Source organism: Chitinophaga silvisoli, assembly GCF_003412465.1.
In the GTDB taxonomy this organism is placed as follows: domain Bacteria; phylum Bacteroidota; class Bacteroidia; order Chitinophagales; family Chitinophagaceae; genus Chitinophaga; species Chitinophaga silvisoli.
In genome coordinates this window covers 186,948-200,688 of sequence record NZ_QTJV01000010.1, presented here as the reverse complement: position 1 = coordinate 200,688, position 13,741 = coordinate 186,948, and the positions used below count along the sequence as shown (strand labels likewise).

14 protein-coding genes are annotated in these 13,741 nt (G+C 43.9%); 4 read left to right on the top strand and 10 right to left on the bottom strand.

Features of this window, described 5'->3' with window-relative positions; translation table 11 throughout:
• Positions 1-127: 127 nt before the first annotated feature.
• Entirely contained in the window at positions 128-901 is a 774-nt protein-coding gene (locus DXN04_RS25160) for a carboxylesterase family protein (protein ID WP_116856170.1), read from the bottom strand.
• Between the two features lie 67 nt (positions 902-968).
• On the opposite strand from DXN04_RS25160, the gene DXN04_RS25155 reads away from it, so the two are divergent.
• Positions 969-1,562, top strand: a complete 594-nt coding sequence (locus DXN04_RS25155; RefSeq protein WP_116856169.1) for a hypothetical protein — start codon at positions 969-971, stop codon at positions 1,560-1,562.
• 45 nt (positions 1,563-1,607) lie between these two features.
• On the opposite strand, the gene DXN04_RS25150 is transcribed toward DXN04_RS25155, so the two are convergent.
• Positions 1,608-2,402, bottom strand: coding sequence for an O-methyltransferase (locus DXN04_RS25150; RefSeq protein ID WP_116856168.1), 795 nt, complete (start codon positions 2,400-2,402; stop codon positions 1,608-1,610).
• Between the two features lie 4 nt (positions 2,403-2,406).
• Positions 2,407-3,144: a glycosyltransferase family 2 protein gene (locus tag DXN04_RS25145; RefSeq protein WP_116856167.1), complete on the bottom strand. Its 738-nt coding sequence runs from the start codon at positions 3,142-3,144 to the stop codon at positions 2,407-2,409.
• Positions 3,145-3,417: 273 nt separating this feature from the next.
• On the opposite strand from DXN04_RS25145, the gene DXN04_RS25140 reads away from it, so the two are divergent.
• Complete coding sequence (locus DXN04_RS25140) at positions 3,418-4,668, top strand: hypothetical protein (protein ID WP_147320059.1); 1,251 nt, start codon at positions 3,418-3,420, stop codon at positions 4,666-4,668.
• An 83-nt stretch (positions 4,669-4,751) separates the two neighbouring features.
• On the top strand, positions 4,752-5,693 hold the full coding sequence (locus tag DXN04_RS25135; RefSeq protein ID WP_116856165.1) for a hydrogen peroxide-inducible genes activator: 942 nt from the start codon (positions 4,752-4,754) through the stop codon (positions 5,691-5,693).
• A 32-nt stretch (positions 5,694-5,725) separates the two neighbouring features.
• Here DXN04_RS25135 and DXN04_RS25130 read toward each other — a convergent pair whose 3' ends face one another.
• The 3 genes from DXN04_RS25130 to prmA form a co-directional block, all read right to left on the bottom strand.
• Positions 5,726-6,532 (bottom strand): M48 family metallopeptidase, encoded by an 807-nt coding sequence (locus DXN04_RS25130; protein ID WP_116856164.1) that lies wholly within the window; start codon positions 6,530-6,532, stop codon positions 5,726-5,728.
• Positions 6,533-6,693: 161 nt separating this feature from the next.
• On the bottom strand, positions 6,694-7,332 hold the full coding sequence (plsY, locus tag DXN04_RS25125; RefSeq protein ID WP_116856163.1) for a glycerol-3-phosphate 1-O-acyltransferase PlsY: 639 nt from the start codon (positions 7,330-7,332) through the stop codon (positions 6,694-6,696).
• 135 nt (positions 7,333-7,467) lie between these two features.
• Positions 7,468-8,289 carry a 50S ribosomal protein L11 methyltransferase gene (gene prmA, locus DXN04_RS25120; protein ID WP_116856162.1) on the bottom strand — a complete coding sequence of 274 codons (822 nt, stop codon included), beginning with the start codon at positions 8,287-8,289 and terminating at the stop codon, positions 7,468-7,470.
• A 168-nt stretch (positions 8,290-8,457) separates the two neighbouring features.
• Between prmA and DXN04_RS25115 the strand changes: the two genes are divergently transcribed.
• Entirely contained in the window at positions 8,458-9,030 is a 573-nt protein-coding gene (locus DXN04_RS25115) for a hypothetical protein (RefSeq protein ID WP_147320058.1), read from the top strand.
• Positions 9,031-9,089: 59 nt separating this feature from the next.
• Here DXN04_RS25115 and DXN04_RS25110 read toward each other — a convergent pair whose 3' ends face one another.
• From DXN04_RS25110 to DXN04_RS25095, 4 genes are all read right to left on the bottom strand, one after another.
• Entirely contained in the window at positions 9,090-9,899 is an 810-nt protein-coding gene (locus DXN04_RS25110) for an NIPSNAP family protein (RefSeq protein WP_233525682.1), read from the bottom strand.
• A gap of 144 nt (positions 9,900-10,043) precedes the next feature.
• Complete coding sequence (locus DXN04_RS25105; protein ID WP_116856160.1) at positions 10,044-12,431, bottom strand: polyribonucleotide nucleotidyltransferase; 2,388 nt, start codon at positions 12,429-12,431, stop codon at positions 10,044-10,046.
• Between the two features lie 86 nt (positions 12,432-12,517).
• The gene (gene rpsO, locus DXN04_RS25100; protein ID WP_072361215.1) at positions 12,518-12,790 is read right to left on the bottom strand and encodes a 30S ribosomal protein S15; all 273 of its coding nucleotides are present in this window, start codon (positions 12,788-12,790) and stop codon (positions 12,518-12,520) included.
• A 166-nt stretch (positions 12,791-12,956) separates the two neighbouring features.
• Positions 12,957-13,652: a cell division ATP-binding protein FtsE gene (locus tag DXN04_RS25095; RefSeq protein ID WP_116856159.1), complete on the bottom strand. Its 696-nt coding sequence runs from the start codon at positions 13,650-13,652 to the stop codon at positions 12,957-12,959.
• Between the last annotated feature and the right edge of the window lie 89 nt (positions 13,653-13,741).

The window sequence follows — 13,741 nt, the reverse complement described above, 5'->3', positions numbered from 1 at the left end:
TTTTTTATTTATGCTTGTGTGAGAGTAGCTTTTTTAGGTTTGTGTAAGCCTGAACTATTGGCGTTTAGGTGAGCGTAACCTATTCACCTTGTGTGAGCGTAACCTATTCACCTTGTGTGAGCGTAACCTATTTACGTTTGTGTGAAAGTAACCAAGGTACTAAATCCGGTTCAGCAAAAGCATTATCCCAGCTATTGTGTCCTACACCCGGGTACTCTGAATACTTTACTTCCGCTTTCAGTTTTTTCAGTGCCTCATAGTAATCTCTTGAACCTTGAACAGGAACTACAGGATCAGCACCGCCATGGAAAATCCAGACAGGAATGGATTTGAATTTCTTTGCATTTTCTACAGCACCCGCACCACAAATCGGGAAGCCGGCTGCCCACTTTTGCGGATATCTTGCCAGCAGATCGAATGTACCCATCCCTCCGAGCGATAAACCTCCGATATAAACCTTTTTTGCTTCGATCTTTCCTGTTTTATTCAAGCTATCTACCAGCTCTCCTACTAACCTGCCAGGAACAGTAGGCGGGGCATCGGCAGGGAACATACGACCTGTTTCAGTGCGTGTTAAAGGCCCCCAGGTAGAGTCGTTAGGCAATTGTGGAAAGAGCACGAATGCAGGGTATTTTTCCCGGATAGAATCCTGTAAAAATAAGGCACCGCCATGCACCAATTGAGCAGCATTGTCGCGTCCACGTTCTCCTGAGCCGTGGAGGAATACGATGAGGGGATATTTTTTATGGATGTCGTAGTGCAATGGTGTGAGCAGGCGGTAACGAAGGGTGTCTCCGTTGTGGATGTATTCTTCGTAACTGTATGCGCTGTAATCGGGTGTTTGTGCTTTGGCGAGAGATATGATCAGGCATAGCAGCAGGGTAAAATATGTTTTCATCATGGGTGGAACTTTAAGTGCGTAAAATAGGAACTTCCTTTAAGTGAAAACAAATTTTTAAATTTGACATATGAAGATGGATTATATCAGGGCTTTTGTCTGCATTTTTCAGGAATGGCTCAGTGAGAAGACTTATAGCGTAGAGGTACATCCAGCTCTACCTTTTATACATCCTGATCCTGGCACTAAGATCTGGCTTGGGTATGCTGAGGAAAGTACTATTCCTTTAAAGGAAAGAGAAGAAGAAGATCCCCAGGATTTACTTCTTTATGGTACTATATTGGAATATAAAGGAGACGATACCAATATCATTGAATTCCTGGTAGAGGAAATAATTACAAAAGATGAGGTGTTTGAGTTATATCCCGAAAGACCTTTGCCGAAGCAGATGGATGAGGAAATGCAATCTTTACTGTTAAACCGTAACACTCACTTCGTTAGTAAGGCTAGCATGTCTGTGAGGGATGACGCGGTTACCTTTTATAGTAATACGATTGATTATGATCCTACGAAGGGTTGGGAGCACTATATCTATATCAGGTCAGTAGAGGGGAAAAGGTATGTCTGGTTTAAGTATGAGGGCTGTCGGACATTGATTGCATTCTATGGTAAGTTCACCGTACCTGACTGGTTAAATGATCTCATTGAAAATCCACACGAATAGAAAGCCATAAAGAAATATTAGAAAGAAGAGGTTGCCCTCTCCGTTCTAATATTTCAACACAAAATGCTGTTTTATCTTCATATCAGGCAGGAAGAACACCAACCCGATAAAGAATAAATCGATCGTAAATGTCACCCTGGGATGGTCCTGAATTGTCTTCCAGGCCTGCTCCATATCCGGTGTCCAGTGAATATCATCAAAAATAAAAATGGAATGATCATGTGCTTTTGCCAGGCACTGCTCAAAATATTCCAGTGTAGGCACTGAACGATGGTTCCCATCAATAAACACATAATCTACCTGTGGCAACTCATCCAGTACACCTGCCAGTACGTGGTCAAAATTTCCTACCCGCTGTGTGATATTCTGTAAACCCAGTGATTGGAAATTCTTTCCTGCCTTTGCCGCAATATTCGGACATCCTTCTATGGTATAGACCTTTGCACCGGGTGCTGCTGCCTTAGCCATATATGAGGTAGACAATCCCATAGAGGTACCTAATTCCAGCAGATATTGTGGCTTATAGTACTTTATGAGCCTGTAAAATAATTGTCCGAATTTAGGCGGCTTGGCCGCATGCTTTGTAATATCTTTTACGGCCCGCTCATTGCCGGCATTCATGAGAGAACCTGCTCCCAGGTCGGTTACCTGCAGGGTTTCATTACTCCTGAGCAGCTCTTTCCGCAGCTGTTCTACTGCTTTATAATCCGCTGGTTGGCTTTTATCTCTCAGCACCTCTTCAATCATTGTATACACAAACGGAGAGTGTACATCATGCCGGTTACCGGCTGTGAAGTAGTAATTCAGGTATTTTTTAGCAAGTTGCCACTGTACATTCATCAGATTAATAAATTTTCGCCCGGATCAGCCCTGCTTTATGCAGGCGGTGTTGCAATGATACGCGCAAAACCCCTAATCCGTAGATCGCACTTCTTTTAAAGTTAATACTGGAAGCTTCATCAAAGTACTTGGTAGGACAGGTTATCTCCCCTATTTCGTATCCTTTCATAAAGATCTGGGACAACATCTCGTTATCGAAGATAAAATCGTCGTTGTCAACCATATAATTGATATCATTGAGTACTGTTGCTGAAAATGCACGATAACCGGTGTGGTATTCACTCAGTTTTTCGTTCATGAGCAGGTTCTGGAACAGGGTCAGGAAGCGGTTAAAGAAATACTTATAGAGCGGCATACCACCCTTTAAGGCACCTTTGCCCAGGATCCTGGATCCGAGTACTACCGGGTAAACACCATTGGCAATGATCGAACTCATGGCCGTAATCAGCTTTGGTGTATACTGGTAATCAGGATGTAACATGATTACAATATCTGCGCCTAATTCCAGGGCTTTATTGTAACATGATTTCTGGTTTCCACCATACCCTTTGTTGTTATCATGGCGAATAATATGGCGGATACCGAGGGCGTTTCCGACAGCAACGGTCTCGTCTTTACTGGCATCATCCACCAGTACCACGTCATCCACTATATCAAATGGTATTTCGTGGTAGGTTTTTTCCAGTGTTAATGCAGCGTTGTAGGCAGGTAATACCACCACTATCTTTTTATTATTCAGCATGAAAGTGGATAATTTCGGGGCAAAGGTAATAAAGTAGTTGAAAGACTGGCAATTTCAACTTAGTATAAATTGTTATCTTTGTGCCAAATTGTATTTTGGCACCATATTTTCTTAACAATTAGGTTGATATAGTTCCAAAATGCTATTAATAGCATGCTAATTCACTTACAGGTCTCAACTGCTGGTTATTGATTTATAACCTTAGGAGGAGATTGTACCTGACAGTGAACAATTTGCAAATCAAATCAGGCCAATATCATGCATTTTAATTCTATGAGATATCTGACACTATTATTGATCTGTCTTGCCGGCACTCAAATTGCCCTGGCACAGGAACCTAAGCCTCAACAACCGACGGATCCTAACGCTGAATTAAAAAATGTGGTGATGCCACAGGTTAGGACCCAGGATACTACCATTCGCAGAATTATGGAAGAATTACAGAAGATCCAGGCAAGCGATCAGAGTAATTCAAGCGCCATACAGGGATTATTGCAAGGCAGGGAAATTGATAACATCACAAAGTACCAGCTGATCAGAAACAACATTGTATATGCCAGCGAAACCTACTACCTGCTGAACAAGAAAATTATTGACCTGAAGTCACGTACGACCACCAATAATCTCGATGTATTCATCACTTCACTGAACAACCCTGAGAGTAAAGAACTGGGGTTCTCACTGAGTGACCGTATCGTAGAACTGGTAGAGAAAGTAGTACTGAAAGGTAAGAAAGACAAAAATGATGATAAGAGTAACAAGATCGTAGAATCGACCAAGTCTATCATCGCTAGCCCTATCTTCCAGAGCTTTACTTCACTGACTCCTCCTTTGGCGATTGCAAACTCCGTGATGAACTTCCTGCACAGTGTGAGCATCAACAATAAAGAAATCAATCAGCAAACGCTGAAAGATTTTGAAAAAGAACTGAACAAGTATGTTGTATACTATACTGCGCTGAACGATGCGAACAACAAGTTTGAATATGGTCTGAACTTCAATAAAGATCAGCTCAACCTGCTGCATGACAACCTGTATGATCATATTATGTTCACTGCCAGTGCACTGAAATTTAACCTGCCACAACGTGGTAACAAATCACTCGGTGAAACGCTGAACGACTTCTTCTTTGACTTCAAAAAAGAGAAAGTAGTATTGTTCTTCGATGACCTGGAAAATAAGTATACCAAAGGCAAGAAAGTAGATTACGAAGCACTGCTGCGTGAGAATCCAAATCTGAAAGAGGTGAACAACCAGCTGGAAGACCTGGTAATGCAGACAAAACGCTTTGAGAACCTGTACAATGAATACTTTACACTGCTGGATTCTTACTATGGTAAAGTAGCAAGCGCGCTGAAGATTGCACAGGATAATGGTCTGGCAGATAAGTCAACCATCGATGCAAAGCAATCTGAGTTCCGCAACCTGAAGGATGAAGCTGTGAAAGAAATCCAGGCTTCTATCAACATCAAGGAGCTGTATAACAACACTGACAAGATTAAATACCGCTATAGAATATTCTAAATTAAGCATGGTATTATGCTGACCACTCCCCGGGAATTATGAGCAATAATTTTCGGGGAGTTTTTTTATGGTTACTTTTGCTTATGACTACCGTTCAACTTGAATATATCGTTGCTGTAGACACCTACCGCAGTTTTGTCGTCGCCGCCGAGAAATGCTTTGTTACGCAGCCTACGCTGAGTATGCAGATCCAGAAGCTGGAGGATGAATTAGGAGTGAAAATATTTGACAGAAGTAAGCTTCCGGTGGTACCTACCGAGATAGGTGTAGAAATCGTAGAGCAATCCCGCATTATACTGAAAGAAAACAGCCGAATCAAAGAGATAGTATCCGGGCATAAAAAAGAAGTACAGGGCAATCTTCGTGTAGGCATTATCCCTACCCTGGCCCCTTACCTCCTGCCCCGTATTCTGACAGGGTTCATGAAGAAATATCCAAAGGTAAAACTGGAGATCTGGGAGTATCCTACAGAGCAGATTGTACAGCAGTTAAAGCTGGAGCAACTGGATTGTGGCTTGCTGGCGACACCGCTGGAGAACCCTAACCTGGAGGAGCAACCTTTGTTTTATGAATCTTTCGTGGTATATGCTGCGAAGACGAATCCCCTGTTTGAGAAGAAGATTGTAAAGCCGGAGGATATTGATGTACGTGAAGTATGGTTACTGAATGAAGGGCATTGCATGCGCAACCAGGTACTGAATATTTGCAGGGATAAGTTTACGATGGGAGAATATAAGAACCTGGAGTATAATACGGGAAGTGTGGAGACCCTGAAGAGGATGGTGGATCTGAATGCGGGGTATACTATTCTGCCGGAGTTGTCATTGCAGGATTTGTCTGCAAGGCAGATGAATATGGTGCGATTTTTTAAATCGCCTGAGCCGGTGAGGGAGATTAGCCTGGTGACACACCGGTTCTTTGTAAAACAGGCGCTGATTGCTGCGTTTAAGAAGGAGATCCTGGCACATGTGCCGGAGAAGATGAAGGCGCAGAAGAATAAGAAGATAATTGAGATAAATGCATAAAAAAGGGGCCGCTGACAGCGGCCCCTTTTCAATTACTTTATTGGTTTGTAATACTTCATTGCCTCGGGCATCAAACTCTGCAACTGCGCAATTCTACGCTCATCACTCGGGTGAGTACTCATCAGCTCCATTGGCTTGCTGGCACCTGCACTTGCAGAGGCCATTCTCTGCCAGAAAGGAATCGCTTCCTGCGGATTATATCCTGCCATGGCCATAAAAATCACGCCCAGGTGATCTGCTTCCAGCTCATTCTGTCTTGAAAAGGCCAGCAATCCTAAATTACCGCCTACACCAAAAGACTGCAGGAAGATATTTTGTGCCTGTGGGTTCCTGTTCAAGGCCACAGAACCAGCGATTTCAATACCCTGTGATACCAGCTGCTGGCTCATACGCTCATTACCATGTCTTGCGATCGCGTGGGCTATTTCATGTCCCATTACACATGCCAGTGAGGTCTCGTTCTGTGTTACCGGCAGCAGGCCTGTATACACTACTACTTTACCACCCGGCATACACCATGCATTCACCTCTTTATTATCTACCAGGTTGAATTCCCATTTATAATTCGCCACTTCATTCCCCATGTTATTCTGGGTCATGTATTGTGTTACGGCGGCACTGATGCGTGCACCGACTCTCTTAACCATGTCAGCATCTTTGTTGCCGGCAGCAGTAACAGTTTTGTTCTCTGTCAGGAAAGTCTTATACTCCGTGAGTGCCATGGACTGCATGGTGCTTTCAGGAATCAGGTTTATTTGCCTGCGACCAGTGATAGGTACTTTCGCACAGCTCATCATCATTGCTACACTTGCTCCAAGAAACAGGAATTTTTTTTGCATCTGATACAAATTTGAATTTTACGGGGGGCGCCCCTTTGAATGCTACAGTATATAAACGGATTTGATCATGACTATTACGAATGTCGCAATAATCATGATCAAATATAAGTAAGGTAAATAATTCGTGATACAGTGCAAGAGATATGCCAGAAAGAACAGGATTACTTCCTGTCTCTGTGCCTGAACAAAGGCACTTTACTTTCGTTACCGTTCAGTAAACGGAAGATGTTTTTCTGGTGGGTTAATACCACCATCAGTGCTACAGCGATTGCAAAGATCCGATAGAACTTCTCAGGTTCATTGAAAATGAACAGGATCAGGATCGGGAATGCTATACTTGCGATAATAGAACTCAATGATACATACCTGGTAAGGAACAGGATCAACAGGAACACACCCACGCAGCAGATAGCTACCAGTGGCTGAATAGCCAGTACCAGACCAAACAGGGTGGCGATACCTTTACCACCACGGAAACCAGCCCAGATAGGGAAGATATGCCCTACTACGGCTGCAAGCCCCAGACCGATCTGGAGGTTTACCAGCTGTGTCAGGTGATCAGGATTCTGATAGTAACCTACCAGGTACGCCAGACGTACTGCCATTACTCCTTTGATCATATCGACCAACATCACGAATGATCCGGCTTTTGGGCCCAGAACGCGGAAAGTATTAGTCGCACCGGCATTACCGCTGCCATATTCCCGGATGTCCATACCAAATACGCCTTTACTCACCCATACCGCAGTAGGTATGGACCCGATCAGATAAGCACAAAAAAGCAACAATAATTCTGTCATACAATAAGTTAGGTTTTGCTAAGATAGTATTTTTCGTTGTTAAAGTCCGTTAAAGTTAAGAAAATATTAAAATTAACATTAACACGAACATTGGATTATCAAGCCTTATTATATAAGCATGTTATAACATATTAGCTATTTCCTGGCTAATAATTTCATTGCCAGCCAATTATCTTTATCTAGTGCGGTTTCAAGTACCAAACCATTCTGTCTGGCAGCTTCTAAGATAGCAGGTTCATCTTCTTTCAGAATGCCGCTGAGCAACAAAATACCGTCTCTTTCCAGTAACCGGCGCATATCCGCCATAAATTCCAGGAGGATATTACGGTTGATATTAGCTAACACGATATGGTAAGTGTTCCGGATATTTTTAAGTGTATCTGATTGCCATACTTTCACAGCGAGTGCGCCATTGTTCCCTATGTTTTCTTTTGTGTTTTCTACGGACCAGGTATCGATGTCGATGGCATCGATCACGGCAGCCCCCATTTTGGCAGCAAGGATAGCCAGAATCCCGGTTCCCGTACCAAAGTCAAATACTTTCTTTCCGCGGAACTCTATACCCTGCATCAGCCTGATCATAGACGCAGTGGTGGCATGGTGACCGGTGCCGAAAGACATTTTAGGTGTGATTACGATTTCGTGGAGTGGAGCAGGATTAAATGGCTCATGGAAGGAGGCCCTGATACCGCAGAAGGTGTCTACCAGTACAGGTTGGAAATTACTTTCCCATACTGCATTCCAGTTCTGCTGTTCTACCGTATCGCGGGTGTAGGTTACACCATATTGCCCCGTCAGGGCATTTACGGCTGCCTCATCAAAATTCGTTTCCGGTATATATGCTACCAGTGTAGCCCCTTGTTCTTCAAACCCGTCGAACCCTTTTTCAGATAACTCAGCTATAAGAATATCTTTTATTTCATCGGTACAGGTAAGGGTAATAGCTGTATGTGTCATACAGCAAATTTAATAAAATCAGCAGGTTTTATATATGACGGCAATACCTTAAGCCCTCATTTTCATGTTATTGTAATGTTAATGGTAAAATATCCCTGTTTACAGCTATATAACACATAATATGTTAATTTTATATTTGCATTATAGTTAATATAAAATTTGTATCCTATGAAGACCTGTTTACTTGCTATTGTTGCTCTCTTTCTTTCCCTCATGACCCAGGCACAAGATGTTGTGAAGTTGTTCCATGATGATACCATGGTGGATTCAGTTACCTATACTAACAAAATCACCACGATAGTCATCAACAAAGTGGACCTGGTGAACTATTTTAAAGCGCTCGATACCGTTTTATTCAACAATTGCTATGACCCGAAAAGCTTCCGTAACATCCAGTTTGCGCACCTGACAAACCAGGAAGTGGAAAACCACTTTAAAGCGGCCAAAGCATGGCTGGACGATTCGACCCATACGGAGTACAACTTTAACACCGATAAATTCACGTTATTCTGGACACAGGGCGAAGGCATTCTGTTACCTTATATTGAGGACATGATGTCTCAGCTGCTCGTGGATGGCAGACTGGCTGTAGTTGAAAATGCGACGAAAGTACGCGTACCTCAGTACAGTATCTTCTACGAATATATTGGTGGAGGAGAGTATAAGATTTACAAATTGCCAAACGGCAAGATCATCTTCAGAGAAAGTAATTTCTACCTGGAGCAGCTGTCCAAAAGCTAACCCATCATCTAATATTCATGCTTGCTGTAAAATGGCACCTTTCGGGGTGCCATTTCATTTTAGTATTCTGAGTAAGATGCGGCATGGCACAGGATGATATCCTGGTGGGAGACATTGTGGGCATAATAGCTATCGCCTATCAGCTTCTTCCAGTCTGCATCGGCACCGAATGCTTTCCAGTGGGCTTCTCTTTCTGCCCTGCTTACAAAACTGGTCATATACATCAGGTTCGGCATTTTGCTGCCACTCACCACGCTGGCATAAAACACGGCATTGAAGCCAAGGCGCCTGAATATACCTACTTCATTGCCTTTGTTAAACATTTCTACCTTATTCTGGTACAAACGCTCTGTAGGCCCTTCGTAACTGCGTAATTCATAGATCGCTCCCGTATCTTTTACATGGGGTACTTCCATCCTTGGCATTTCGGGAAATGCTTCCAGGATGATGGTTTCCATTCTGCTGTAAATGGGATGATCCCAGGCTGTTTCTACATAGTCCTTTCCGCTTTGCAGATAAGCTGGGTCTTTCAAAGCATTTTCAGGCCATTTCAGCAGCTTTTCAAGGTTGGATGAAGGTATGAGTATATAAACGGTAGTATCGTTTGTGACAGGCTTAAACACCCCTATTTTACCAAATCCCTGTTTATGAAGAAAAGGGATTAATGCCTGCTGGCAATAAGTATCCAGTCTGGCCTCCTGCCCTTTATCTTTCAGATGATATACCAGCAAACTATAGTATTCCTTTTTTGGTGGTACAGGATGTGCCTGTGTCATCCGGGGCAGGAGGAAAAAGAACAGGCAAAGAGCAATCAAATGGTTTCCGTTTAAGAAATAGCGGGTGTTTTTCAGCATTTGTGGAATCTTCATAATAAAATTCAATCTGTTATGAAATTATATCAGAATATCTGATAGTGGGATATAAATGTTAGGAGCGGTCAATGGGAAGGGATAAGCATAAAAAAAGGTGTATCAGTAATCTGATACACCTTTTCATTTATAGAAGAATATAAACTATTCGTCAAACATTGGTTCCATTGGCTCATCGGCCTGGCTGGACATTGGAGGTTGTTGCTGTGGGCGTGGGCCACGATCACCGCCATCACGACGATCACCACGGTCACCGCCTCTGTTGCCACCACGATCGCCACCGCGATCATTGCGGAAACCACCACGGTCGCCACCTCTGCCACCACGATCACCGCCATCACGACGATCGCCACGGTCACCTCTATCGCCTCTGTCGCCACGCTCAGGACGCTCCCCTTCAGGTCTTTCTACATAACCTTCTGGTTTTGGCATCAGGATACGACGGCTCAGCTTGAATTTACCGGTCTTAGGATCGGTACCTACCAGTTTCACTTTCACTTTCTCGCCTTCGGTCAGCACGCCATCCATATTTTCCAGACGTTTCCAGGAAACTTCGGAGATATGCAGCAAGCCTTGTTTACCAGGCAGGAATTCAACGAAAGCACCGTAAGGCATTACTGATTTTACAGTAGACTCGTACACTTCACCGATTTCAGGCACCGCAACGATACCCTTGATCCATGTGAGTGCTTTGTCCAGACCTTCCTTCTGTGCAGAGAAGATGCTCACTTCGCCGGTTTCACCAACTTCTTCGATGTTGATGGTAGTACCGGTTTCGCGCTGGATCTCCTGAATTACCTTACCACCTGGTCCGATCACAGCACCGATGAATTCGCGGTCGATGATCAGTTTCTCCATACGAGGAGCGTGTGGTTTAGGCTCAGGACGGGCAGTTTCGATACAACCGTACATGGCATCGATGATGTGCAGACGACCTTTACGAGCCTGTTCCAATGCTTTACGCATTACGTCCATGCTCAGACCGTCTACTTTGATATCCATCTGGATACCACAGATCCCATCGCGGGTACCGGTTACTTTAAAGTCCATATCACCCAGGTGATCTTCATCTCCGAGGATGTCTGTGAGTACAGCCCACTTGCCATCGGTAGCGCGGGAGATCAGACCCATTGCCACACCGGAAACGTGTTTAGGCAAAGGCACACCCGCGTCCATCAGCGCCAGGGAACCAGCACAAACAGTCGCCATAGAAGAAGAACCGTTAGATTCCAGGATATCGGATACTACACGTACAGTGTAAGCATACTCACTACCTGGCATCATCTGCTTCAGGGAACGCATCGCCAGGTTACCATGACCTACTTCACGACGGCCAGGTCCACGCATTGGCTTTACTTCACCTGTAGAGAACGGAGGGAAGTTATAATGGAGGATAAATTTAGAATACTTGGAGTTTGCAGCGCTTTCGATCAGCAGTTCATCATCAGGAGTACCGAGGGTAACAGTAGTCAGGGACTGTGTTTCACCACGGGTAAACAGGGCGGAACCGTGAGGAGAAGGCAGGATATCAATTTCCATATTCAGCGGGCGAACCTGATCGAGGCTACGGCCATCCAGACGAACGCTTTCGTCCAGGATCATGTTACGAACCACTTCTTTTTCGAGGTCATGAAAATACCTGCCAACCAGTGGAGCATCTTCTTCAGGCAGTTCGCCCAGAGATTCTTTCACTTCGTCTTCGATAGCATGGAATGCATCGCTACGTTCGTGTTTGCCGGAACCGGATTTAGCTACTGCCAGGATCTTTTCTTTGGCAAACGCAATGATTTTCGCTTTCAGTTCCTCATTTTCATAAGGCTTAGGATATTCACGTTTTCCGCTTACACCTGCCAGAGCAGCCAGTTCATGCTGCGCTTTCACCTGTACACGGATAGCTTCGTGAGCGAACTCGATTGCTTTAATAATATCTTCCTCGCTGCACTCCTTGCTTTCACCTTCCACCATCATGATGTTCTTGTCAGTAGCACCGATGATGAAGTCCATGTCAGCTTTTTCCAGCTGGGAGCGGTTTGGATTTATAACTAATTGACCGTCAATGCGGGCAACGCGTACTTCAGAAATAATTTCCTGGATAGGTACATCAGATACTGCGAGTGCAGCAGATGCAGCCAGACAAGCCAGTGCATCAGGCATTACTTCAGTGTCAGAAGAAATCAGGGTTACTAATACCTGTACTTCGCAGAAATAATCGTCAGGGAATAAGGGGCGCAGTGCGCGGTCGATCAAACGTGATATTAAAACTTCGTAGTCGGATAATTTTCCTTCGCGCTTGAAGAAGGAACCTGGGATACGACCCGCAGAAGCAAATTTTTCCTGGTAATCAACAGTGAGGGGGAAGAAAGATTGTCCGGGTTTGGGTTCTTTATTGGCAACGACGGTAGCCAGGAGAATATTATTTCCCAGACGAACCGTTACTGCACCATCAGCCTGGCGGGCTAACTTTCCAGTCTCGAGGGTGACAATCCGGCCATCTCCTATATCGAAATTAACTGATTTAGGTGTCAGATTCATAAAAAAGTGAAGATTAAAATGGTATACCTAAAAAAAAACTATTCCCAACCTTAAAAGTTGGGAATAGCGCTATAAAAAAGTTTCAGTTATTTTCTGAGACCTAACTTCTCAATCAGAGCGCGGTAGCCTGTGAGGTTTGTTTTAGACAGGTAAGAAAGTAAACGCTTTCTTTGACCAACCATTTTCATCAAACCGCGGTGTGTAGAAAAGTCTTTTTTGTTTTCTTTCAGGTGACTGGAAATGCTGTTGATACGCTCAGTCAGCAGTGCAACTTGTGCTTCTACAGAGCCGGTATTTTTCTCGCTTCCACCAAATTCTTTAAAAATATTGGCTTTCTTTTCAACAGTTAAGTAAGACATCTTGTAATAAATAATAAAATGATAAAGGTTATTAGTCGCTATTTTTCCGGGGCAAAGGTAAAATAAAATTATTAATTAACCATAATAAGGAAAAATATTCCCACCGGACGAGCATCGTTGCCCTTCCGGCCTGGAATTCCTGCACCCGGATTGTAAGCTGTTTGGTTTATACAAAGTTGACGGTGGCATGGTCTGATACCCGTCCATTCTCGGTTCTCAGCACTCTTGACGGAAATTTCTGTAATAATATATAGTCATGCGTAGCCATTACTACTGCTGCCCCTTCTTCCCTGCTGATGCGGAATAAAAGTTGCATAATGCCGTCGGAAGTCTCAGGATCCAGGTTCCCGGTAGGCTCATCTGCCAGAATCAGCTTAGGCGAGTTCAGCATGGCACGGGCAATATCCACACGTTGCTGCTCCCCTCCACTCAGTTCATAGGGCATTTTGAACCCTTTGGTGGTCAAACCCACCTTTTCCAGCACATCATTAATCTTTTCTTCCATCTTCTTATTGTCTTCCCAGCCAATAGCACGCAACACAAATTTCAGGTTGTCATGCACATTCCTGTCTGTCAGCAGCTGGAAATCCTGGAATACCACCCCCAGGTTACGACGCAGGTAAGGTACCTTTTTCCAGTCCATCTTTTTCAGGTCAAATCCTACTACCTGACCAGCTCCCTCTTTCAGCGCCAGATCCCCGTACAGGGTTTTCAGCAGGCTGGACTTCCCTGTCCCCGTCTTTCCTATCAGGTATACAAATTCACCCCTGTTCACCGTAATATTTACATCTGACAGGATCAGGGAATTCCCCTGGTAAATATTAACGTTTGATAACTGTATAATCGGTTGTTCTGCGCTCATGTACTTTTGAAAATGGGTTTAGTATAACAAAAATAGCTAAATCCATGCTAGATTGTTAGAACTAATTTGTTAGTTTACATTATAAATTA